At 71.8% G+C, this 23,069-nt stretch carries 16 protein-coding genes; 11 read left to right on the forward strand and 5 right to left on the reverse strand.

The genetic code is table 11. The features are described from left to right. Positions 1–355 precede the first annotated feature (355 nt). Complete coding sequence (locus tag D455_RS0114845; protein WP_026122642.1) at positions 356–802, forward strand: ferritin-like domain-containing protein; 447 nt, start codon at positions 356–358, stop codon at positions 800–802. 7 nt (positions 803–809) lie between these two features. On the opposite strand, the gene D455_RS0114850 is transcribed toward D455_RS0114845, so the two are convergent. Next, positions 810–1,595 (reverse strand): maleylpyruvate isomerase family mycothiol-dependent enzyme, encoded by a 786-nt coding sequence (locus tag D455_RS0114850; RefSeq protein WP_026122643.1) that lies wholly within the window; start codon positions 1,593–1,595, stop codon positions 810–812. Positions 1,596–1,663: 68 nt separating this feature from the next. Then, a complete protein-coding gene (locus D455_RS0114855; RefSeq protein WP_026122644.1) occupies positions 1,664–3,400 on the reverse strand; it encodes a proline--tRNA ligase in 1,737 nt (578 codons plus the stop codon). A gap of 124 nt (positions 3,401–3,524) precedes the next feature. Here D455_RS0114855 and D455_RS0114860 point away from each other — a divergent pair, with 124 nt between their 5' ends. From D455_RS0114860 to D455_RS0114885, 6 genes are all read left to right on the forward strand, one after another. Beyond that, on the forward strand, positions 3,525–4,367 hold the full coding sequence (locus tag D455_RS0114860; protein ID WP_017571505.1) for a spermidine synthase: 843 nt from the start codon (positions 3,525–3,527) through the stop codon (positions 4,365–4,367). Positions 4,368–4,499: 132 nt separating this feature from the next. Beyond that, the gene (locus D455_RS0114865) at positions 4,500–5,780 is read left to right on the forward strand and encodes a sensor histidine kinase (RefSeq protein WP_017571506.1); all 1,281 of its coding nucleotides are present in this window, start codon (positions 4,500–4,502) and stop codon (positions 5,778–5,780) included. Then, on the forward strand, positions 5,777–6,445 hold the full coding sequence (locus D455_RS0114870; protein WP_017571507.1) for a response regulator transcription factor: 669 nt from the start codon (positions 5,777–5,779) through the stop codon (positions 6,443–6,445). The genes D455_RS0114865 and D455_RS0114870 overlap by 4 nt, the downstream gene beginning before the upstream one ends. 215 nt (positions 6,446–6,660) lie before the next feature. Continuing rightward, positions 6,661–7,923 carry a cytochrome ubiquinol oxidase subunit I gene (locus D455_RS0114875; protein ID WP_017571508.1) on the forward strand — a complete coding sequence of 421 codons (1,263 nt, stop codon included), beginning with the start codon at positions 6,661–6,663 and terminating at the stop codon, positions 7,921–7,923. A gap of 27 nt (positions 7,924–7,950) precedes the next feature. Next, complete coding sequence (locus D455_RS0114880) at positions 7,951–8,883, forward strand: cytochrome d ubiquinol oxidase subunit II (protein ID WP_026122645.1); 933 nt, start codon at positions 7,951–7,953, stop codon at positions 8,881–8,883. Between the two features lie 541 nt (positions 8,884–9,424). Further along, positions 9,425–9,775, forward strand: coding sequence for a hypothetical protein (locus tag D455_RS0114885; RefSeq protein ID WP_026122646.1), 351 nt, complete (start codon positions 9,425–9,427; stop codon positions 9,773–9,775). Positions 9,776–10,807: 1,032 nt separating this feature from the next. Here D455_RS0114885 and D455_RS0114890 read toward each other — a convergent pair. The 3 genes from D455_RS0114890 to D455_RS0114900 form a co-directional block, all read right to left on the reverse strand. Continuing rightward, on the reverse strand, positions 10,808–11,077 hold the full coding sequence (locus D455_RS0114890) for a DUF6406 domain-containing protein (RefSeq protein ID WP_017571511.1): 270 nt from the start codon (positions 11,075–11,077) through the stop codon (positions 10,808–10,810). Between the two features lie 179 nt (positions 11,078–11,256). Next, a complete protein-coding gene (gene secA2, locus D455_RS0114895; protein WP_017571512.1) occupies positions 11,257–13,557 on the reverse strand; it encodes an accessory Sec system translocase SecA2 in 2,301 nt (766 codons plus the stop codon). Between the two features lie 118 nt (positions 13,558–13,675). Beyond that, a complete protein-coding gene (locus tag D455_RS0114900; protein WP_017571513.1) occupies positions 13,676–14,290 on the reverse strand; it encodes a GTP-binding protein in 615 nt (204 codons plus the stop codon). A gap of 751 nt (positions 14,291–15,041) precedes the next feature. Between D455_RS0114900 and hisS the strand changes: the two genes are divergently transcribed. The 4 genes from hisS to D455_RS0114920 all read left to right on the forward strand — a co-directional run bounded on the left by hisS (position 15,042) and on the right by D455_RS0114920 (position 22,930). After that, complete coding sequence (hisS, locus tag D455_RS0114905) at positions 15,042–16,367, forward strand: histidine--tRNA ligase (protein ID WP_017571514.1); 1,326 nt, start codon at positions 15,042–15,044, stop codon at positions 16,365–16,367. Between the two features lie 180 nt (positions 16,368–16,547). Next, positions 16,548–19,004, forward strand: coding sequence for an ATP-binding protein (locus D455_RS0114910; RefSeq protein WP_017571515.1), 2,457 nt, complete (start codon positions 16,548–16,550; stop codon positions 19,002–19,004). 166 nt (positions 19,005–19,170) lie between these two features. After that, on the forward strand, positions 19,171–21,684 hold the full coding sequence (locus D455_RS0114915) for a LuxR C-terminal-related transcriptional regulator (RefSeq protein WP_017571516.1): 2,514 nt from the start codon (positions 19,171–19,173) through the stop codon (positions 21,682–21,684). Between the two features lie 250 nt (positions 21,685–21,934). Next, entirely contained in the window at positions 21,935–22,930 is a 996-nt protein-coding gene (locus tag D455_RS0114920) for an AMP-binding protein (RefSeq protein ID WP_017571517.1), read from the forward strand. Positions 22,931–23,069: the final 139 nt, after the last annotated feature.

Raw genomic sequence — 23,069 nt, forward strand, 5'->3', positions numbered from 1 at the left:
AGACGGTCGGACCCCCGCTGCGCGATGCCGCCGAGCCCGCGAGGCAGGGCACAGCGGGGGCATGGGCCGCCCGCGGGGTGCCGGCTCCGCCGACAGGCGCGAAAGCATCCGGGAAAACACTCCCTGGTGGGCTGGCCGAACACCTTGCTGGTGTGACGGGAGCGCTCCAACCCCGGATGATCTCGTACCCACGGCGAGGTTCGACGGTCGGAGTGCGCTATAAGTGCAGGGTCACGACGGAGGGGACGGTCCGGTGCACCTTTCCGGTCACCACACCAGGGCCTGTCCTCCGGCCGCTTGGACACGGGTCAGAGGTTCCGAAGAGCACAGCCGAGACGGAAGACGGGTGATCAGGGTGAGTGGGAGCCCCGCCGGGGAGGAGACGGACGCCGGTCCCGCGGCGCTGGCAGAGGCGCTGCGTACCGAGCACGCGGCCGTGCACGGATACGAGTTCATCGGCGGAGTGGCCGAGGACCAGGGACGCCGTGACCGCGCGGGGAGCACCGCCCACGAGCACAAAACGCTGCGCGACGCCCTCCAGAACGCGGCGCTGGAACGGGACGTCCAGCCGCCTCCCGCGCAGGCCTCCTACCCGATCACGGAGGACTACGGCGACGACGCCATCGACGCCTACGCCGTGAGCCTGGAGCACGCGGCGGCGCGGGCGTACCTGTGGTTGACCGCGGCGCGGGACACCGACCTGCGCGTCATGGGGGCCCGGGCGCTCCAGGAGACCACCGTGCGCTCGCTGGAGTGGGGCGGGGCGCTGGACGCCCTGCCCGGCTTCGACGAGGCGGGGTAGGGTCCGCTCACCCGAAGCCGACCCGATCCAGCCAGAAGTCCAACAGGCGCCCGTCCCCGGAGACCTCGAAGCCCCCGTCGCGGACGGAACGGCGACGGTAGACCAGGAGCAGCAGTTCGACCAGGGGCGCCCGCACGGTCACGGCCGCGCTCTCGGGTGCCCGGCTCCAGACGACGCAGTCACCGGTCAGGTCGACGAACCAGTCCGCCCCGGACTCGGTGTCGGTGGCGCTCAGGCGGATCGTGCGTCCGGGGCCGAGGAGCTCCCGTCTCTCGGGATGGGCCTCGAAGAGCTGGGGCAGGGAGCCGAGCTCCATCCACTCGTCCAGGGCGTCGAGGGCGGTCTCCCGGTCGAGGGTGTAGGAGAGGCCGAGGGCGAGAACCGCGTCGGCACGGTGCACGACGGTCTCGTGGAGGAACCGGCGGGCCAGGAACCGTGATCCCCCTCCCCGCACGGGGGCCCACACCTCCGCCTCCGGCCCGGCCTCACCCAGAGCGTGCGCCAACCTGGTGGCGCCCTCGGTGAGCCAGGGAGCCAGTTCGTCCGGGTTCTCGTGGGTGTACGCGGACAGATCGCGAAAGTGCGTGTCGGAGGCCGGCTGGTCCGCCCGTGTCCGTACGATCTCCAACGCCCAGCGGTGTCCGCCCCCGAGGTGGCGCAGCAGCTGTCCGACGTTCCACCCCGGACAACTCGGAACGGGGACCGTCAGGTCGGCACCCCTGATCGCGCCGTTGAGCGACTCCGTCTGCGCGACGATCCCGGCGTGGTGGCGGTCGTAGCTCAATAGTGTCATACCGGTCACCTTAGGGGCCGGCTCCGACGGTCCGGAGGACCCGGAACGGTCCGGGCCCTCCATGCGGGTCACGAACGGCAGGCGGCGACCGCGCGGTCCACGATCTCGGCCAGGGCGACCTCCTCGCGGTCGCCGTTGGCGCGGTCACGCAGCTCCACCACACCGTCCTTGAGACCGCGTCCGACGATGACGCCGGTCGGGACGCCCAGCAGTTCGGCGTCGGTGAACTTCACGCCGGGCGAGACCCCCTTGCGGTCGTCCACGAGGACGCGCAGGCCCCGGGCCTCCAGCTCACGGGCGATCCGCAGCGCCTCCTCGATCTGGTCCCCCTTGCCGGTACCGACCACGTGCACGTCGGCGGGCGCGACCTCGCGCGGCCAGACGATGCCCTTGTCGTCGTGGGACTGCTCGACGATCGAGGCGACGGCGCGCGAGACGCCGATGCCGTAGGAGCCCATGGTGACCCGCCTGGGCTTGCCGTCGGGCCCCAGGGCGTCCACCTGGAAGGCGTCGGTGTACTTGCGGCCCAACTGGAAGATGTGGCCGATCTCGATGCCGCGGGCGGTGTACAGCGTGCCCCTGCCGTCGGGCGAGGGGTCGCCGTCGCGCACCTCGGCGACGTCGATGGTGCCGTCCGGGACGAAGTCACGGCCCGCGACCAGGTCGATGACGTGGTGGTCGGTCTTGTCGGCGCCGGTCACCCAGGAGGTGCCGGTGACGACCCTCGGGTCGACCAGGTAGCGGACCTTGTTGTCCAGCAGCGCGCGGGGACCGATGTAGCCCTTGGCCAGGAACGGGTTGGCGGCGAAGTCGGCCTCCTCCAGGAGGGCGACCTCGGTGGGCTCCAGCGCGGCCTCCAGGCGCTTGAAGTCCACCTCGCGGTCGCCGGGCAGGCCGATGGCCAGCAGCTCCCACCCCTCGGCGCCGGGAGCGCGGGTCTTGACCAGGACGTTCTTGAGGGTGTCGGCCTCGCTGAAGTCGCGGCCCAGACCGGCCCCGTTGAGGAAGTCCACCAGGGTCTGGATGGTGGCGGTGTCCGGTGTGTGGTGGACCACGGCCTCGGGCAGGCCCTCGACCGACCGCGCCTCGGGGGCCGGGGTGGTCACGGCCTCCACGTTGGCGGCGTAGTCGGACTCCGTGCTGCGCACGAAGGTGTCCTCGCCGGTCTCGGCGACGGCCAGGAACTCCTCGGAGGCCGAACCGCCCATCGCACCCGAGGTGGCCGACACGATCACGTACTCCAGGCCCAGCCGGTCGAAGATCCGGACGTAGGCGGCGCGGTGGTCGTCGTAGGAGGCCTGGAGTCCCTCGTCGTCGATGTCGAAGGAGTAGGAGTCCTTCATGTGGAACTCGCGACCGCGCAGCACACCGGCCCGGGGACGCGCCTCGTCGCGGAACTTCTCCTGGATCTGGTACAGGGTGACCGGGAAGTCCTTGTAGGAGGAGTACTCGCCCTTGACCAGGAGCGTGAACAGCTCCTCGTGGGTGGGGCCGAGCAGGTAGTCGGCGCCCTTGCGGTCCCTGAGCCGGAACAGGGTGTCGCCGTACTCGTCCCAGCGCCCGGTGGCCTCGTAGTACTCCCGGGGCAGCAGCGCGGGCAGGAGGACCTCCTGGGCGCCGATGGCGTTCATCTCCTCGCGCACGACCCGGGAGACGTTCTCCAGGACGATCCTGCCCAGCGGCAGCCAGGAGTAGACGCCGGGGGCGGAGCGGCGCACGAACCCGCCGCGGACGAGCAGCTTGTGGCTCGGCACCTCGGCGTCCGCCGGGTCCTCACGCAGGGTGCGCAGGAACAGGGTCGACATCCGCAGTAGCACGGCCACTCCTCGTGGAATCAGCAAAGAACTTGGGAACCCCCAGGCTAGCGCCACTGGGGACACGCTCGCTCGGGCCTGTGCATAACCTGGGAGCCGACGAACGGAGGCGGAAGTGGGCAGACGCGACGTGCGGGAGGAACCGGAGTCCGACGAGGCACCGGGCACGGAACTGCTCGCCGACGCGGACCGGTCCGACTCGTGGTTCCTGGTCGTGGACGGCACGCCCCAGTCGCACGTGGACCTGGCCGACCCGTCCTACCTGGACTTCTCCTACATGCGCCGCATCGCACACGCCGCCGACCTGGTGGCGCCCCCCGGGAGGGCGATCGAAGCCCTGCACCTGGGCGCGGGCGCGCTGACGCTGGCCCGCTACGTGGCGCACACCCGTCCGGGCTCCCGGCAGCGCGCGGTGGACGTGGACGCGCCCCTGGTCGAGATGGTGCGCCGACGCCTGCCCTGGGACCGCAGGGCGCAGCTGCGCGTGGGCATCGGCGACGCCCGGGAGTGGATCGGGGCGCGGCACACCGACAGCGCGGACCTGCTGGTCAGCGACGTGTTCGCGGGAGCGCGCACCCCGGCCCGGCTGACGTCGGCGGAGTTCTACGCCGAGCTGGCGCGCGTCCTGCGGCCCACCGGGATGCTGGTGGTCAATATCGGTGACGGGGGAGGCCTCACCCACACGCGGAGCCAGGTGGCGACCGCGCGAACCGCGCTGCCGCACACGGCGCTGTCCGCCGAGCCGGGCGTGCTGCGCGGGCGCCGGTTCGGCAACCTCGTCCTGACCGCCTCGCACCGGCCCCTGCCCGCCGACGAACTGGGGCGCCGTGCGCACCGCGACCCGGAGATGGCCCGTCTGCTGGAGGGCGAGGAGCTGGACCGCTTCGTGTCGGGACGCGCCGTCGTGCGCGACGCCGACGCCGTGGACTCCCCGGCCCCGCCGGACCACGTCTTCTAGACCGGGCCCCGGCCAGGCGTCCGTGGAGCCGACAGCGGCGCCCCCGCCTACTCCCCCGGGCGTACACCGCGGCCGGAAAACCCTCCCACGGGGTGACGGCGTCCCCGGGGGGATCACCGTACTGTCGGGGATGTGGCAGCACTACTCCCGGAACGGCGGCGCCAGCACCGCATTCCCCGGCCCACGCGCACCGACACCTGGATCACCCTGATCCTGCTGTTCACGTCCCTGGGCAGCACCCTCGTGATCGAGTTGGTCGATCCCGTCCCGACGATCAACCGCGATCCCTGGCCGTGGGGATACACGCTCATCGTGGCCGCCTGCCTGCCCGTCCTCTGGCGGACCGCCTACCCCTGCGTGACCGCCCTGCTCTCGGTCCTGTGCGCGACCTCCTACTACCCCCTGGGCTTCCCCGACGGCATGGTCATGCTGTGCACCGCCGTCATGCTCTACACCGTGGTCCGCTGGGGGTACCGCAGGTTCGGGTGGACTCTGGGCATCGGCCAGTTCGTCGTGGTCAACGCCTACGAGGTCGCCCTGGTCGGCTCCTTCCGCCCCGAGGCGATCGGCCTCGTCGCCTGGGTGCTCATCCTCCTGTGCGCGGCCGAGGTCGTGCGCTGGCGTCAGGAGTACATACGGGCCGACCGCGAACGCGAGGCCGAGACCACGCGTACGCGGGAGGAGGAGCTGCTGCGCCGGGCCTCCGAGGAACGCGTCCGGCTGGCCCGCGACGTGCACGACACGGTCGCGCACAACATCTCCCTCATCAACGTGCAGGCCGGAACCGCCCTCTACCTCATGGAGACCGAACCGGAGCGGGCCGCCGAGGCGCTGGCCACCATCAAGCAGACCAGCAAGGACACCCTCACCGAGCTGCGCGGCATGCTCGGTGTGCTGCGCGCCGTGGACGAGGCCGCGCCGAGGACGCCCGTTCCCGGGCTGGACCACGTGGAGGAGCTCGCCGAGGGCACCCGCGGCGCGGGGATCGACGTGGACGTCGAGACCACCGGCGCCCCCGCCCACCTCCCCGTGAGCACCGACTCCGCCGCCTACCGCACGGTCCAGGAGGCGCTGACCAACGTGGTCCGCCACTCGGGTGCCTCCGCCGCCGCGGTCCGGATCACCCACGACGCGTCCTTCCTGCTCGTGGAGGTGACCGACGACGGCCACGGCACCGTCGGGCCGCCTCCGGAGGGCAACGGCATCACCGGGATGCGCGAGCGCGCCGCCCTGGTGGGCGGCACGGTGGACGCGGGCCCCCTCCGGGGTGGAGGATTCCGGGTGCGCGCCCGGCTGCCGCTCGACGGCGCTCCGGTATCCGCCACCCGCGCCACCGCCAGCACCACCCGGCCCCCTTCTCCCGCTCCCGACAACGCCTCCCTCCCCGACACCGACGAAACGAGGCCCCGTTGATCCGGGTACTGCTCGCAGACGACCAGGCCCTGGTACGCGCGGGGTTCCGCGCCCTCCTGGACAGCGCCCCCGACATCGAGGTGGTCGCCGAGGCCGCCGACGGTGAGGAGGCCGTCCGGCTGGCCCGAGCCGAACGCCCGGACGTGGTCCTGATGGACATCCGCATGCCCGGCGTGGACGGCCTGGCCGCGACCGAGCGCGTTCTGGCCGATCCCGGTTCCGAGAGGACCCGGATCGTCATCCTCACCACGTTCGACCTGGACGAGTACATCTTCGAGGCGCTGCGCGCCGGAGCCAGCGGTTTCCTGGTCAAGGACACCGAACCCCACGACCTGCTGCGGGCGGTGCGGGTCGTGCACGGGGGCGAGGCCCTGCTGTCCCCGGGCATCACCCGGCGGCTGATCGCCGACTACGCGCGGCGCCCGCCGAGCACGCCCGACCCCTCGGTCCGGCTGAACGGGCTCACCGAACGCGAGCGCGAGGTGGTCGCCCTCGTGGGCGGCGGCCTGTCCAACGAGGAGATCGCCGCCCGCCTGGTGGTCAGTCCGGCCACCGCCAAGACCCACGTGAGCCGGGCGATGGTCAAGCTGGGCGTGCGCGACCGCGCCCAGCTGGTCGTCATCGCCTACGAGACCGCCCTGGTCACACCGAAGTGGAGCAGGTGAGAGGCTCTCCGGGGCCCTCCTCCGGAAGTCCCGGGAACCTCCCCCGGGGCGTCCCGGGGGCGTCTCAGGGATCTTCCGTACACCCGCCGGAGTACCCTCCTCTCCTCCCCTACCCCACCGGACGTCCGCGAGGAGTCCCCGCCGGGACGATGTGCCCGTCCCCGCCGCCGTCGGATGCTTGACCGCGTTCCCACCGCCGAACGCGAGGCCCGACGATGTTCGAAGATCCCCTCCTCCTGGCGCGGCTCCAGTTCGCGCTGACCGCCGCGACCCACTACATGTTCGTGGCGCTGACCCTCGGGCTCGCCCCGTACATCCTCACGACCCAACTGGTCGCCACGCTGCGCGGCGACCGGTCCCGGGTGACCGCCGTGCGGTTCTGGGGCGGCCTGTACCTGGTCAACTACGGCATGGGCATCCTGTCCGGCCTGGTAATGGAACTCCAGCTGGCCCTGAACTGGAGCGGCCTGCACGAGATGTTCGGCTACTCCTTCGCCGCTCCCCTGGCGCTGGAGACGATGACGGCGTTCTTCGTCGAGTCCACGTTCCTCGGGCTGTGGATCTTCGGCTGGAACCGCATGGGCGGGTGGGCACACCTGGCCTGCTTCGCCGTCGTCACCGCGACGGCGTACGCCTCGGCGTGGTGGGTGCTGGTCGCCAACGGCTTCCTGCGCAACCCCGTGGGCTTCGAGGTGGTCGACGGCGTCGCGCACCTGACCGATCCCGTCTCCCTGATGACCAACCCCGCGGCCCTGCTGGCCTTCGGACACATCGTCACCGGAGCCACGCTGGTCGGCGCCCTGGTCGTCGCGGCCACCAGCGCCTACCACCTGATCCGACGCAACGACCCCCACGGGATCTTCCGGCGCGGCATCCGCTACGCGACGCTGGTGATGTGCGTCCTGCCCATTCCCGTGGCGGCGTTCGGCGGGGTGCAGTTCGGGCTGTTCGGCCAGGACCCGCCCACGAGCGGTCTGACCTACGACGCCGCCGGGATCGAGGCCGTCGAGGCCGCGAACCCGGGCGGTCCGCTCCTGCACGCGGCCAACGCCACCGGAGACATCACCATGATGACGGCGTGGTCGTTGATGTTCCTCCTCGGTCCCGTCATGCTGCTGGCCTGGCCCTTCGGTGGCCTCGACCGGTGGAGGTGGTTCCTCGTCCCGCTCGTCGCCACCCCGTTCCTGCCCTATCTGGCCAGCGTCGGCGGCTGGGTGTTCCGGGAGACCAACCGCCAGCCCTGGACGGTCGTACACCACCTGACCACGGCCGACGCGGTGACCCCCATGCCCCCGGCGATGGCCCTCGTGTCGTTCGGGTTCTTCACCGTGGCCTTCGCGGTCCTGGCCGCCGTCACGTACTGGCTCCTGGTGCGCTACGCGCGGCGCGGCCCCGAGGGCGGTCCCCTGGCGGATCCTCGGCCTCCCGGGGACCCCGAGGGTCCCGGAGAGCCCGCCGCCCCCGTCCACACGTACTGAGCCAGGAAGGCCCCAGCCATGGACTCCATGGACATCCTCTCCTCCGCACTCCTCGCCCTGCTGGTCGTCGGGTACCTCGTCCTCGCGGGCTCCGACGTCGGTCTCGGCATGCTGATGCCTCATGTGGCGCGCGGGCCCGACCAGCGCCGCCGCGTGGTCTCCGCGATCGCCCCCTACTTCCTGGCCTCGGAGGTGTGGCTGGTCAGCACCGTCGGCGTCCTGGCCGGTCTGTTCCCCGCGCTGGAACACCACGCGGTGGCCGCACTGTGGCCGGTGCTCGTCGCCCTGCTGGTCGGATGGCTGGTCCGTGACGCCGGCCTGTGGCTGCGCGCCCGCGTGGACGGCGACCGCTGGCACCTGGCCTGCGACGGCGCGATCGTCGCGGGCAGCTGGACCCTGGCCGCCGCGTGGGGCCTGGTGGTGGCGGGCCTGCTCACCGACGGACTCACCATGAGCCCGTTCACCCCCCTCTGCACGATCGCCGTCACGAGCCTGTTCGCGCTGCGCGGCGCGGCCTTCGGCGCCGAGCGGCTGGTCGGACCGGCGGACTCCGAGAGCGCGGACGTCGCCGCCCGGGACACCCGGACGCTCGCGCGGATCGCCCTCGGCGCGGTGGCGCTGACGGCCGCGTCGGCGCCGCTGCCCGGTGGCCCGGCCCCGGATGACGGGACCGCCCTCGCGGCGGCGGTCGCCCTGACCGCGGTGCTGCTGGCCGTTCTGGTGGCGACCAGCGGTCTGGCGGGACCGATGCTGTCCCGGCACACGTCGGCGCTGGCGATCGCGGTGCCCGGTCTGGTGGTGGCGCTCGCCGCGCGGCTGCCCGCCGAGCCGATCCCCTCCACGGTCGCCGTGTTCGTGTGGGCGTTCCTCGTTCCCGTGGTTCCGGTCATGTTCGTCGGCCAGGTTTGGCTCTACCGAATGACACGCCGCCCGGCGGTCACGCCGACCTTCTTCGCCTGACAGCGGACCGGTTCCGTCCCAGGTCACCGCTGGTTCGACGCTCCGCGCGACCGTGGAACACGCTCGGTCACGGCCGCGCCGAGCGCGACCTCCCCGATTGGGAGTGTCGGCGAGCGGGCACGGTCCCCTCCGGGAAACGCGCCCGTGACGCCCCCTCCCACCGGGGGAGGCCAGGCGTGATCGCGCGCGGGCGCTGTCGAGCTCCCTGAGGAGGGACTGTGACTCACCGTCCGACCACGACCCCCGACCTGCGTGGATGCAGCTGCGGTTCGAGCTGCGGCTGCGGCTGCCAGAGCGGCGGCTCCTGCAACTGCGGCGGAAACTGCGGCTAGTGGGCTCCCCGCGGATCCACCCCCACTGAGGAAGATCCCTTCCCCCCTTCCGGCGGGCCGCCCGACCCGGGTGGCCCGCACCCCGTTCGAACCCGGGCGTGTTCCCCGTCCCCCCGCCCCGCCCTCGCGTGTCGCGACAAAGAGCGACGCTGGGTATACGCTGTGCTATTACGTGAGGCTGCGTATCCACGCGGTGGGGGAGATCAGCGATGCCGCCGTTCACCAGACCAGTGTCGGGGAGGGACCACCTCTCCGAGCACGCGAGGCTGCTCCGGTGCGTACTGGGAATCCGGGAGCGCTCGGCGCGGGCGGTCCCCTGGGAGCCCGACACGGTCGGGGTTCCGACCGCGGGCTCCTCCAGCGCCCTGGCCCGGATCAACGACGTCGCCTTCTACGCGAACGCGCGCGACGAGGTGTCCGCCCTGGCCGGTGTGTGCGTGGACCTCCTGCACCTGCACGCCCCCGCCGACGGGGACGACCACGGCGGGCCCCACTGCCGGGGCTGCCGACTGGCCTGGCCGTGCCCCACCTTCACCGAACTCTGCCGGCTCCTCGCCTGAGACGGCCGCCGCCGCACCCCGCGGACCCACGGCCCACACCCCCCGGAGCCCGGGAGCGGGAGACGCGCCGCCCGTCGAAGCCGGGGCGCGATCCGACTTCGACGGACGACGGTCCTCGCCTGCCGTCCGCTGACACCCCGAATGGAGCGCCCTCACCGGGCCAGGCATACCAGGAGACTAATACTGAAACGCGTTCTACCGCAAGACCTGGCCTGCGTAACCCCACAGAATGGCAAGCCGAACAGCGACCAGGGCCGTGCTGGAACGTGATCTACCCTGCTGCGGAGGACACACCGCGCCGCGTTGACGGAAGCGCCGGCAGGGGCCACGCGCGGCGGGTGGGGCGCACGCGGAGAGGCGGAGAAGAGGCCGCGCGTGGACACACGGGACGGGGACGCCGCCGGAGGACGGTACCCCCAGAGGGCGACAACACCCGTCAACGATCCGCCGCCACCCCACCGACGACTCCTGGACCACACGCCGACGATCCGTCGGACGACTCGTCGACGACACGGGAGAGAGCGGAAGGCGAAGAGCCGGGGACTCCCCCGCCGCCGCGGGGGGCGGTCAGGCCCAGGGGCGGGGGACAGCCCCTGGGACCGACCTTGGGGGCGGCAGGGCGCAGCGGCCCGTGAACTCGACGAGAGCGGGGGATCCTCCCTGTTCACACCGGGGCGCGCCTTGCACAACAGACGTTAACGATGCGGCGGTAACGCGAACACCCCCCATCGGATAACCGGAACGTCTCGATTCGCCCTGGTCGGCGACGCGGTTTCCTCCATGACCTGCATCGACACGGAGACTTTCCACAGTCGCACCCCTGGACTCCCAGCCTCCACAGAGGCCCCAGAAACATCAGAGGAAACGAGAACCACTCCCGGGCGACAGGCGAAAGAAGCGGCACCGGCACAACGGGGAACCGAAACACTCCGTAACGAACCAAGAAAAGGTTGCATCAGGTTGCAGTTCCCACCCGATCCGCGTCCGGACCGGGAAAAACGAAAGCCCCGGGCGGGCGCCCGGGGCTCGGAGTCAGCTTATTCGCGTGGCCAGCAGATATGCGGACGGTGTGTCCGCGTCGACAATGTCGGTCACCCGCCACGCCTGTCCGCCGACACTGAACACGTCGCCCTTTCGGACGTCGATCATGGGCGTGGGGCGCCACTCCTTCGGTCCACCGATCTTGGCGACCGCCTGGCCGTCGTCATCGATCCAGAAACTGCCCCCGCCGACCGGACCGCCCGCGAAGCGGTCGTTCCGCCCATAACTGATCTTCTCCTGCGCGCCGATCTCGTGGACCACAGTTGATTCAGTCCCAACCGTCTCGGGTTCCGTTGAAAACTCAGCCATGTTAACCCGGCCAGAGCAATTGGGGACGCCGTTTCCGGGCTCATCCGGCGTTTCGTGCAGAGTAACTGACAAAAGTAATGCGCGGGCCGGGACTTTAGTCCCGACCCGCGCATCGCGAAACAGCGTAATTCTCAGTCCCCGCTGCCCCGTCCGCCCTTGAGCCTGCCCACCAGGGTCTCGAACGCGGAGCTGAACGGGTGGTCGTGCACCATGTACGTCCACGTCATCGACGGGCGCTTGACGCCCACCGAGCTGACGTCGAGCTCGCCGTCCTCGACCTCCAGCTCCTCGAAGCTCTCCGCCGCCCGGGCCCGTGCGTCGTCCAGGAACCCCTTGAAGACGGGCACCGCGTCGCGGTTGAACTCGTCCAGCGGGTCCCGGCGGCCCAGGAAGCGCAGGTGGATGCCCTCCCTCAGCTCCGACAGGAAGGCGTTGTGGTCGGTCCAGCCCCGGTCGAGGTGGTAGAGGGTGATGAGGCGGGCCGCACGGGCGACCTCCTCCTCCCCCAGCTCCTCCACCAGCTCCTCGTGCCGTTCCTTGCGGTCGGCCCTGAGCTGCCGGTCGCCCTGGTCCCCGGTCAGCACCATCTCGCGGTGCTCCAGCACCACGTCGCGCTGCACGTCGATCAGCTGGTTGTACCGCCAGGTGTTGCGGTGCACCTCCAGCAGCTGCCCCTCGGCCACACGCTGGGCGTGCTGCACCATGGCCAGCCAGCCCTCGTCGGTGATCTCGCCCTCGTCGGTGGTCTGGTACCCCGTGGTCTCGGGGGCGTGGTTGACCACCAGGTCGTCGTCCATGCTGACGAAGAAGATGGAGTCACCCGGGTCGCCCTGGCGCCCCGCGCGCCCGCGCAGCTGCCCGTCCAGACGGCTGCTGGGGTAGCGGCCGAAGCCCATCACGTACAGGCCGCCGCTCTCCACCACCCGCTCGCGGTCGGCCATGTCGCTGCCGCCCAACCGGATGTCGGTACCGCGACCGGCCATCTGGGTGGAGACGGTGACGGCGCCGTAGGTGCCGGCCTCGGCGATGATGGAGGCCTCGTCGGCGTCGTTCTTGGCGTTGAGGACCACGCACTCCAGCCCGGCCCCGCGCAGGCGCTCGGCCAGCAGTTCGGACTCGGCCACGTCCTGCGTACCGATGAGGATCGGCCGCCCGGACTTGTGGACGTCCTCCACCTTCGCGATGAGGGCGTCCTCCTTCTCCTCGCGCGTGGCGAACAGCCGCGTGCCGTGGTCCTCGCGGACGTTCGGCTTGTTGGAGGGGATGACCGCGACCTCCAACTCGTAGAACTCGCGGAGCTGCTCGGCGACGGCCATCGCGGTACCGGTCATACCGGCGCGCGTGGGGTAGCGCAGGACGAGCGACTGCACGGTGATGGAGTCCAGAACCTCACCGGTCTCGCTGAGCGCCACCTTCTCCTTGGCCTCGACCGCGGCCTGGAGGCCGTCCGGCCAGCGCTGGAGCATGGCGATGCGGCCGCGCGACTCGTTGATGATGCGGACCTCGCCGTCGCGCACCACGTAGTGGACGTCGCGCTGGAGCAGCACGTGCGCGTGCAGGGCCAGGTTGACCTGTGGGAGGACCGAGGTGTCATCCTCCGAGTACAGGTCCACGCCGTCCAGCGCCTTCTCCACCGCGTCGATCCCGGCGTCGGTGAGCTGGACGTTGCGCCCCTCACCGTCGACCTCGTAGTGCAGACGCGGCTTGAGCGTGCGGACGACGTCGGCCATCTCCACGTCGGCGCTCACACTCTCGGCGGCGCCGGCCAGGACCAGCGGGACGCGGGCCTCGTCGACGAGCACGGAGTCGGCCTCGTCGACGATCGCCACGTTGGGCGGCGGCACGACCCTGTCGTCGATGTCGGTGACCATGCGGTCGCGCAGGACGTCGAAGCCCAGCTCACTGACGGCCGCGTAGGTGACCTCGCGGGCGTAGGCGGCCTTGCGCTCCTCGGTCGTGGAGTCCTCGTTGATCCAGCCCACGGTGACGCCGAGCATGTCGTAGAGGGGGCGCATCCACTCGGCGTCGCGCCTGGCCAGGTAGTCGTTGACGCTGAGCAGGTGCACGCGCTGGCCGCGCAGGGCGAACCCGGCGGCGGCGAGGGCGCCCGCCATGGTCTTGCCCTCACCCGTGGCCATCTCCGCGACATGGCCGTCGAGCAGGGACATGACTCCGAGGAGCTGCACGTCGAATGGTCGCTCGTCGAGTGTGCGACGGGCGGCCTCACGACCGACGGCGCACAGCGACACGAGGTCGTCGCGCTCGTAGGGGAGTTCGGCGTTGCCGAGTTCGATGGCCTTCTCGGTCAGCTCGGCGTCGCTGAGCTCACGCAGACCATCCTCCTCGGCCTCGATCGCCGACAGGAGCTTGGTATAGGGCCGCAGGTCCACCGCTCCGGGCTTGCCCAGGAAGCGGCGAACGCTTTCCGCCATTCGTCCGAACACCACCACAGGGTAACGCCGGACACAACCGTGGAGAGAACCCCGGGCGCCCACATGTGCGGAGGGTTCGGTCGAAACCGCCCTCCAGCTCCCATGGGCACCCGGTACCTCAGGCGAGCTGGCGCTGGTGACGCTGGCGGGCCTCCAGTGCCATGGCGTGTTTGACCAGGGTCACCAGGACCCGGATGACGGAGTTGCGGTCACGGGCGTCGCAGTAGACCACGGGCACCTCGGCGGGAAGGTCCAGGGCGTCGCGCAACTCCTCCGGGCTGTAGAGGGCCTCGGGGTCGAACTCGTTGACCGCGACGACGAAGGGCAGCCGGTACTGGCGCTCGAAGTAGTCCAGCGCCTGGAAGGTGTCCTCCAGGCGGCGGGTGTCGGCCAGGATCACGGCGCCGAGCGCACCCCGCACCAGGTCGTCCCACATGAACCAGAAGCGCTGCTGGCCCGGCGTGCCGAACAGGAAGAGGGTCAGGTCGGTGTCCAGCGAGATACGGCCGAAGTCCATCGCGACCGTGGTGCTCGTCTTGTCCGGAGTGTGGGAGAGGTCGTCGACATCGGCGCTCGCGGCGGTGACCGCGGCCTCGGTGCGGACCGGTGGGATCTCCGAGACGGCGCCGACGAACGTGGTCTTCCCGACCCCGAACCCCCCGGCGACGATGATCTTGGTGGACAGCTCGGTGGAGGCGTGGACGTTGTTCGTGCTGTTGGCTGGATCGATCACAGTTAGTCCTAGCGGGAGTGCCGGGCCGGCGGAGCGGACGGCGCGCACGGCCCGGGCCTGAGGGGCACGGGACCCTCCGGGGTCCGTACCGCCGCGGGGGCACCGCTCCTGGAACCTAACACCGGTCGGTCCGTGGGGGAGGCGTTTCGGCCCAGTGGTGCGGCATGCCACACCCCCGGCGGCGTGGGGATCGCGGCTCCCGGGCAGAGGGGAAGCCACTGGCGTTGGACGGCCCGTCCCGTGGCGGTGGGTCCTCCACCCAGGACTGACCGTGAACAGGTAAGCACACATCCGTACCCGGGAAGGAGGACTTTACGACATTGTGAGCGGTCATTTTCGGCCGCTTTCGGCCGCGCCAATCCCTGTCCGGAGCGGTCCGCGGAGTCTACGGTGGAGGCAGGGGCCCGTACCGGCAGGTGCGGTCGCGGAACAGACTCCTGGCACGAGGACGCGACCGCGGGAGCCCCGGCGGCGTCCCGGAGTGGACGACCACCCACCGACGTCCCGCTCTTCGGCGTCGGTCCGGTCGGCACCCCGGGTCGGCGCTCCGGCGCCCCACCGGCCCACAACCGTCCACGTGGGCCGGTGGGGGCTCCGCCGCCCCGCGGACCGGAGTCCGCGACCCGCCGCCCGCGTTCCCCGTAGACTGGACCGGCCCTCCCCCGATCGACGCGTGCGCGCGCGTGCACACGCACGGCGCCGCGGCCGGGGGCCCGCAAGCCGAGACGAAACTGTGAGCCGAGAACCCCACATGTCCGATCAGCGCATCGTCCGCCCCACTCCCATCAGCGGTTTCCCCGAGTGGACCCCCCAGGTCCGGGCCGTGGAGCAGCGCTGGCTGGACCATATCCGCGCCGGGTTCGAGTCCTTCGGCTTCGCGTCGGTGGAGACGCCGTCCGTGGAGAACCTCGACGTGCTCATGGCCAAGGGCGAGACCTCCCAGGAGGTCTACGCCCTGCACCGCGTCCAGGCGGACGCCAAGGACGACTCCGACGCCAGGCTCGGGCTGCACTTCGACCTGACCGTGCCCTTCGCCCGGTACGTCGCCCAGCACTTCAACGAGCTGACCTTCCCCTTCAAGCGCTACCAGACGCAGCGCGTGTGGCGGGGCGAGCGGCCCCAGGAGGGACGCTTCCGCGAGTTCACCCAGTGCGACATCGACGTCATCAACGTCGACTCCGTCCCGCTGCACTTCGACGCCGAGCTGCCGCGCATCGTGTACCGGGTGCTCAGCGGGCTGGACCTGCCCGCCTGGACGCTCAACGTCAACAACCGCAAGGTCCTCCAGGGCTTCTACGAGGGCCTGGGCGTCAAGGACCCGATCGCGGTCATCCGCGCCGTGGACAAGCTCCACAAGATCGGTGACGACGGCGTGCGCGAGATCCTGCTGACCGAGGGCCTGACCGGCGAGCAGGCCGACGCCTGCCTGGCGCTGGCCCGTGTCCGAGGTACCGGCTCCGACGTCGCCGAGAGGGTCCGCGCCCTCGGGGTCGCCTCCGAGCTGCTCGACGAGGGGCTGGAGGAGCTGACCTTCGTCCTGGACGACCTGGCCGACCTGCCCGAGGGCAGCGTCGTGGCCGACCTGTCCATCGCCCGCGGCCTGGACTACTACACCGGCACGGTCTACGAGGCCTCCTTCGACGACGACCCCGGCTACGGGAGCATCTGCGCGGGCGGCCGTTACGAGGACCTCGCCGGGCAGTTCATCCGCAGGAGGCTGCCGGGCGTGGGTATCTCCATCGGCCTCACCCGCATCTTCGCCAAGCTGGTCGCCGAGGGGCGGGTCGAGGAGGGGCGCGCCTGCCCCACCGACGTGATGGTCGTGGTGCCGAACGCCGAGCGCCGCAGGGAGGCCCTGCGCACCGGCGAGCTGCTGCGCGGGCGCGGGTGGAACGTCGAGGTGTTCCACTCCGCCGCCAAGGTCGGCAAGCAGATCCAGTACGCCTCCAAGAAGGGCATCCCCTTCGTGTGGTTCCCGCCGTTCGACGACGGGGGCGCCCACGAGGTCAAGGACATGGGCTCGGGCGAGCAGGGTCCGGCCGACCCCGGCACCTGGGCCCCGAGGAGCGCGGAGTGATCGCTCCATAGCACCTTCTGGCCCGGCGGGGGCGGTTTCGGACCGCTCGTGCCGGAATCGGCCATCCCGGGGACAGCCGGGGTCGTCGGGTGCGACACTGGGAACGGCGTTCCCCGTGCCGCCGCGTCCGCGCGGTCGCGGCGGCACGGCCGATTCGGTGTCCTATGCAATCCAGAGGCCATGTCTCCTCCCCGCCACAACCTTCCCCTGTCCGCCGGCGAGTTCATCAGCTTCGTCGGACGCGAGCGCGACATCGTCGACCTGAGCCGACTCCTCGGCACCGCCAGGATGATCACGCTGACCGGTACCGGCGGTATCGGCAAGACACGTCTGGCCCTGCACCTGGCCGAGCGCGTCATGCGCCGGTTCCCCGACGGCGTGCGCTTCGTCGACCTCAGCGAGGCCTCCACCCACGACCAGGCGCTGCGCGCGGTCGCGGGCGGCCTCCAGGCGGTCCAGGACGACTCGCGCACGATGATGGACGCCGTCATCACCTCCCTGCGCACCCGCAACCTGCTGCTGCTCCTGGACACCTGCGAGCACGCCGTGGGGCCGATGGCGGAGCTGTGCCAGGCCGTGCTGCGCGACTGCCCCCGGGTGCGCATCCTGGTGACCAGCCGTCAGCCGCTGCACGTGCCCGAGGAGAACATCTGGCGGGTGCCACCGCTGTCCCTGCCCGCGCGGCCCACCCCCACCGACCCCTACGCCGCCGACCCCGCGCCCATCCCCCGGCGCGACACCCAGCGCTACGAGTCGGTGCGCCTGTTCGTCACCCGCGCGCACGCCGCGCGCTCGGGGTTCGAGATGACCAGGGAGAACTCGGGCTACATCGCCGAGATCTGCCGGATGCTGGACGGCATGCCGCTGGCGATCGAACTGGCCGCCGCCCGGGTCCGGGTGCTGTCCGTGCAGCAGATCCTGCGCCGTCTGGACGACCGCTTCCAGCTCCTGACCAGCGACGGGTCGGAGAACCTCCCGCCGCGCCAGCGGACCCTGCGCGCGGTCCTGGAGTGGAGCCACGACCTGCTCACCGACTCCGAGCGCCTCCTGCTGCACCGCCTGTCGGTGTTCTCCACCTGGTACCTGGAGGCCGCCGAGGACGTGTGTTCGGGCGAGGGGGTCGACCCCGCCGACATCCTGTCGCTGCACTTCTCCCTGCTGGACAAGTCGCTGGCGGTGGTGGACGCCGAGATCGACGGCACCGCCCACTACCGGCTGACCGAGACCGTGCGCGCCTACGCCGCCGAGCACCTGGCCGACAGCGGCGGTGAGGACCACAGGTGGGAGCGCTACCTGCACTTCTGCGTCACCCGGCTGGAGGAGTGGGCCGAGAGGTGCCGTGCTCCGTTGCCGTGGAACGAGCGGCTGGTACGGCTGCGGCTGCTGGACCACCACCGCGAGAACCACGCCCGGGTGGTGGACTGGGCGCTCTCGCGCGGGCGCGTGGACGAGGCCCTGCGCGTGTGCGTGGCGCAGCGCCCCTACTGGATGGTGCGCGACCTGGCCGCCGAGGGCAGCCGCCTGCTGGAGCGGACCCTGGAGACCGAACCCGACCGGCAGTCCCCGCACCTGCGGGCGCGCGCACTGGCGCTGCACGCCGAACTGCGGCTGGACCTGGACCCCGCGCCGCGCGTGTCCGCCCTGGCCATGTGCGCCCTGGAGGCGGCACGTGCCTGCCGTGAGGCGGGGGCCGCCGCCTCCGCGCTGTCCACCATGGCGGCGCTGTCCCTGCGCACCGGCGCCCTGGACGAGGGGCAGCGACACGCCGAGCGGGCCAGGGAGTGGGCCTCCCAGGTCAACGACCCCATCACCGAGGCGACCACGTTCGACGTGCTGGCCCAGCTGGCCCGTCGCCGGGGCGACACCGCCCAGGCGACCGCCTACCTGGAGCACAGTATCTCGGTGGCCGAGAAGCTGGGTGACCGGTGGAGCGTGGCCCGCTGCCTGCACGGGCTGGGCTCGCTCGCCGCCGAGCTGCGGGACTTCGCGGGGGCGCGTGAGCGGTTCTCCGAGGCCCTGTCGGTCTTCGGTGAGCTGGAGGCCGCCCCGGCCACCACGCACTGCGCCCGGGAGCTGGGGCGCCTGTACCTGGCCGAGGGCGAGGTCCTGCGGGCCCGTGGGCCCCTGTCGACGTGTCTGCGGGTGAGTTTCACCTCCGGGCAGCGGCTCGCGGTGGCCCGCGCTCTGGAGGCGCTGGCGGAGCTGGCCCTGGCCGAGGACGAGGCGGAGAGGGCCGCCGCCCTGGTGGGGGTGGCCGCGGACCTGAGGACGTCCCTGGACCGGCCCTCGGCCGAGACACTGCGGCTGCGGTCGGCGGTGGAACGGCGCGTGGGCGGGACGCGGACCGCCGAGGCGTGGAACGCGTGGCGCTCCCTGCCCCTGGAGCAGGTGCGCGACCGGGCCCTGGCCTTCCCCCGCCCGCCGGCTCCGAGCCCCTCGGGCCCGGAGTCGCTGACCCCGAGGGAGAGGGAGATCGCCGAGCTGGCGGAACAGGGCCTGTCCAACCGGGAGATCGCCGAGCGGCTGACCATCAGCCAGGCGACCGCGGCCCGCCACATCGCGAACATCTTCAGAAAGCTCTCGATCTCCTCCAGGACGCAGTTGACCGGCTGGGCCTTGTCCGGGGACGGTGGCTGACGGGGCCCGGATCGACGGGAAGCACTTGCACAGTGCGCGTGCACCCGCTAAGACAGAACTCCGGGTACCACCTCCCATACTGACCGTCCGCCTCTGCCGACCTTCCCCCCTCAACCCCGGTGAGAACCTCCTCCGACCGCCCCTACATGTGAAGGCCATGGCACCTTTGACCGCGCCCGCGCGGCACAACCTCCCGCGTCCGGGTACCGGATTCGTGGGCCGTGAGCGGGACCTGAGCGACCTGATCCGTCTGCTCGGCTCCAGTAGATCCGTCACGCTGTGTGGAACCGACGGCTTGGGGAAGACCCGTCTGGCGATACGCCTGGCCGAGCAGTCCACCCAGTGGTTTCCCGACGGCGTGTGGATGGCCGACCTGGCGGACGCGCGCACGACACTGGAGGTGTACGCGCGGGTGGGCGCCGCGGTGGGCGTGGTCGAGGAAGCCGGGCAGCCCCTGTCGGTCACGGTGACCGAGGCGCTGCGCGACCGGCGCCTGCTGCTGGTGCTGGACTCGTGCGAGCAGGTCGCCGACCAGGTGACGGAGGTCGGCGAGGCCCTGTTGGCGGCCTGCCCCGCGGTGTCGGTCCTCCTCACCAGTGAGAGCCCCGTCCGCCTGTCGGGGGGCACGATCTGGCGCATGACGCCGATGGCGCTTCCGCTGCCCGCGCGCAAGGGGCCTCCGCCCGACCCCGCCCGCGCGGAGGCGGTGCGGTTGTTCATGGACCGCGCCCGCACACGCGATCCCCGTTTCTCGCTCTCGCGCGAGGAGTTGGAGACCGTGACGGTGCTGTGCGACCTGGCGGGCGGGATCCCGCTGGGGATCGAGGTGCTGGGCGCGAGCGCGCCCGGAGTGGGACCCGCCGCGCTGGCCGAGGGGTTGCGCGCCTACCTGGCCTCCCCCAAGGTCCAGCCGGGGCCGGGGCAGGTCGTCCCGCGCAGCGAGGTACTGCCGCTGGTGCTGGACTTCGTGTACGGTGCCCTGCCCGAGGCCGAGCGGGTGCTGCTGCGCCGCCTGTCGGTGTTCCGGGGCTGGGACCTGGAGCTGGCCGAGCAGGTGTGCACCGACGAACTGCTGCCGGAGCCGGCGCTCCTGGACCTGTTGACCTCCCTGCTGAACCGCTCCCTGATCACGGTGACCGGCGAGTTCGAGGGCCGGGTGCGCTACCGGCTGCCGGAGGCCGTGCGCCGGTTCGCGCACGCCCGGCTGGTCGAGGAGGGCGAGGCGGAGCTGTTCCAGGAGCGGCTCCTGGACCGGATGCTGCGCCTGGCGGAGGACCTGGGCCGGAAGCTGGAGTCGAGCCGGACCATGCCCTGGAGCGAACGCGACTCCGGACGGCAGCGGGTGATAGCCGAGTACGACACGCTGCGCTCCCTGCTGCGTTGGGCGGTGGAGCACGGCGCGGCCGAGGCGGGTCTGCGGTTGTGCGTCAGCCTGGTCGCGCACTGGGTGAGTCACCAGACGCACGCCGAGGGCGCGCACTGGATGGACCGCCTCCTGGAGCTGGAGGACGCGGCGAAGGCCCCCTCGCGTGCGCGTGCCCTGGTGGGCCGGGCCCAGCTGGCGCGGGTGCGGCGCGACCACGATCTGGCGGTGTCGTTGGGCGAGGAGGGCCTGCGGCTGTGCCGTGAGGCGGGCGACGACGTGTTCGTCCGCACCGCGCTGAACCTGCTCGCCCTGGTGGAGGTGCGCGACCACGTGCCGGACCAGGCCGCGGTGCGGGTGGAGGAGGCCCTGCGGCTGTGCCGCGAGGCGGGCGACCTGTGGGGCGAGGCGATCGCCCTGGGCACCCGGGCGGCCCTGGTCGCCCAGCAGGGCGACCACCCCACGGCCGACCACCACTACAACGCCGCGCTGACGCTGTTGCGCGGTATCGACCACCGGTGGGGCGTGGGCGTCACCCTCATGGGCCAGGCGCGCGCGGCGGAGGCCGGAGGCGACCTGGTGACGGCGGACCGCTGTTACCGGGAGGCGCTGGACACCCAGCGGATGATCGGCGCGGTGGCCGAGGAGGCGCGTTGCCTGGTGGGGATCGGTCGGGTGGCGTACGCCCAGGGGTTCACCGGCCAGGCCTACGACTACCTGAGCGAGGGGCTGCTGTTGAGCCACTCGGCGGGACAGCGGGCGGACGCGGCGCGCGCCCTGACCGCGATCGCCCAGGTGGCGTTCGGTGCGGGGCCGCGTGAGTCCGCCTGCCGTCTGGCGGGTGCGGCGATGAGCGTGCGTGAGCGTCTGGGCCTGTCCACGCACGAGGCGCCGTGGCCGTTCGGGGACGCGGAGAGCACCCGTCGGCGCCGTCGCCACCTGGTGAACTGGTGGGAGCGCGGTCGGTCCCTGAGCCTGTCGGTCGCGGTCCGCGAGGGCGAGCGGCTCATCGAGGAGGGACGGCGGCCCCAGCCGCGCCGCAGCGCCCCGCCCCGCCGCCCCGCGCGCGGTCGCGGCGCGCTCTCGGATCCCCCGCCCGCGCCGGAGTCGGTGACCCCCGAGCAGCGGTTGACCAGACGTGAGCTGGAGGTCGCCCGCCTGGTGAGTCAGGGCGGGAGCAACCCCGAGATCGCCCGCGCGCTGTTCATCAGTCCGTCGACGGCGGCACGGCACGTGGCCAACATCAACCGCAAGATGGGCTTCCACTCGCGTACGCAGATCGCGTCGTGGGTACGCCAACATCGGACCGTGGACTAGCCGTCCCATCTGCCCCGTTACGCCCGGCTCGCCCCCGGGAAAACTCGCGTACGCACCGAATCTACATATGCATGTGCATCGCAAGATGCATGTGCATCTGGCTGTGAACGCGCTAGGCTTCAGGCCATGGGACATCACGTTCGTGGCACCGCGGTGACACGGTCGCGCTGGTCCCGTGAACGGCCGTCGGGGACGGGGTGCGACACCGCCGTTCCCCGAGCCGTCGGTCCCGGAGAGGTCTCCGGGGCCGGTGGAGGACCGCGTCGGCGCGTGGTGCGTCCTGGGGAGGGAGACCGCACCCGTCGGCCGGTACGTCGCCGCCGGGTTCGCCACGTGGAGGGGGCGTGACGAACCCGGACGGCGGCGCCACCGTCGAATGGGCGAACTGGGGGTACGTATGGGGGTAGGGCTGTCTTCAGGAACCGGACGATCGGGGCGCCACCTGCCGCGCCGGGACAACCCGATCGGATCACTGACCGGGGGTCTGTGCGAGCGGCTCCGGCTACGCCCCGCGCGCGGGGGGTCGATCCGCGGGGCCGGACACCGCGTGGACGCCCTGTCCTTCGCCGCCACGGTGGAGCAGGCCGCCGCCGGGCTCAGTCGACGGGGCATGTGCTTCGGTGACGTCGTGGGGGTGCTCGCACCGGTCTCGCCCGACCGGTTCCTGGCCACGTACACGGTGATGGCCGTGGGCGGGCGCGCCCTGCCGCTGTCGACCGCGTCCGACATGGACACCCAGTGCGCGGTGCTCACCGAGACCGACACCCGCCTGCTGTTGGTCAGCTCCGACATGGCGCGGACCGCGTTGGAGCTGGCGGAGCGGTCGAGGGTACGGCAGGTGATCGCGTTCGGGCAGATGCTGGGAACGACACCCTTCGAGGAACTGTTGCAGCCCAGCCCCGACGGCAACGGGTACAGCCCGGCGCGCGGGCTGTTCGACAACGGCATCCTGGGCTACGAGAACACCAGCGGCGGCCTCCTGACCACCCTGCATCCGCACAACGACCTGATGGGGCGCTTCTCGGAACTGCGGGACCTGCTGGAGCTGACCGCCGACGACGTGGTGATGGTGGACGAGCGCGGTGACGAGGCCACGCGGGTGACCCTGGTCGCGCTGGCGCTGTGGACGGGGGCCTGTGTGCTGACCGGAGCGGACTGCCCCCCGCCCGAGGGACGCCAGGTGACGGTGCGCTGCGCGCCCGAACCCGAACGGATCGCCCGCCCGCCGGTCGGCGAGGCGTACTGACGCAGGAGGCGGCACGGAGAAGGCCGGGGTCCAAGGCCGTCCCGTCCGTCGGGAGCGGCGACGGGGAGGAAGGCGCCACGTCCGGAGGCCGTCCGCTGAGGAGGGCGAGGGTGGTGGGTGACGAAGAGGGCGGATACCG

Origin of the sequence: Nocardiopsis halotolerans DSM 44410, from assembly GCF_000341065.1 — a bacterium.
Classification (GTDB): Bacteria; Actinomycetota; Actinomycetes; order Streptosporangiales; family Streptosporangiaceae; genus Nocardiopsis; species Nocardiopsis halotolerans.

What these genes read in the sequence shown, in the direction of transcription:
- D455_RS0114850 (WP_026122643.1), bottom strand. Translation starts at nt 1,595, where the DNA reads ATGACACTATTGAGCTACGACCGCCACCACGCCGGGATCGTCGCGCAG.
- D455_RS0114855 (WP_026122644.1), bottom strand. Translation starts at nt 3,400, where the DNA reads ATGTCGACCCTGTTCCTGCGCACCCTGCGTGAGGACCCGGCGGACGCC.
- D455_RS0114875 (WP_017571508.1), top strand. Translation starts at nt 6,661, where the DNA reads ATGTTCGAAGATCCCCTCCTCCTGGCGCGGCTCCAGTTCGCGCTGACC.
- D455_RS0114880 (WP_026122645.1), top strand. Translation starts at nt 7,951, where the DNA reads ATGGACATCCTCTCCTCCGCACTCCTCGCCCTGCTGGTCGTCGGGTAC.
- D455_RS0114885 (WP_026122646.1), top strand. Translation starts at nt 9,425, where the DNA reads ATGCCGCCGTTCACCAGACCAGTGTCGGGGAGGGACCACCTCTCCGAG.
- secA2 (WP_017571512.1), bottom strand. Translation starts at nt 13,557, where the DNA reads ATGGCGGAAAGCGTTCGCCGCTTCCTGGGCAAGCCCGGAGCGGTGGAC.
- hisS (WP_017571514.1), top strand. Translation starts at nt 15,042, where the DNA reads ATGTCCGATCAGCGCATCGTCCGCCCCACTCCCATCAGCGGTTTCCCC.
- D455_RS0114910 (WP_017571515.1), top strand. Translation starts at nt 16,548, where the DNA reads ATGTCTCCTCCCCGCCACAACCTTCCCCTGTCCGCCGGCGAGTTCATC.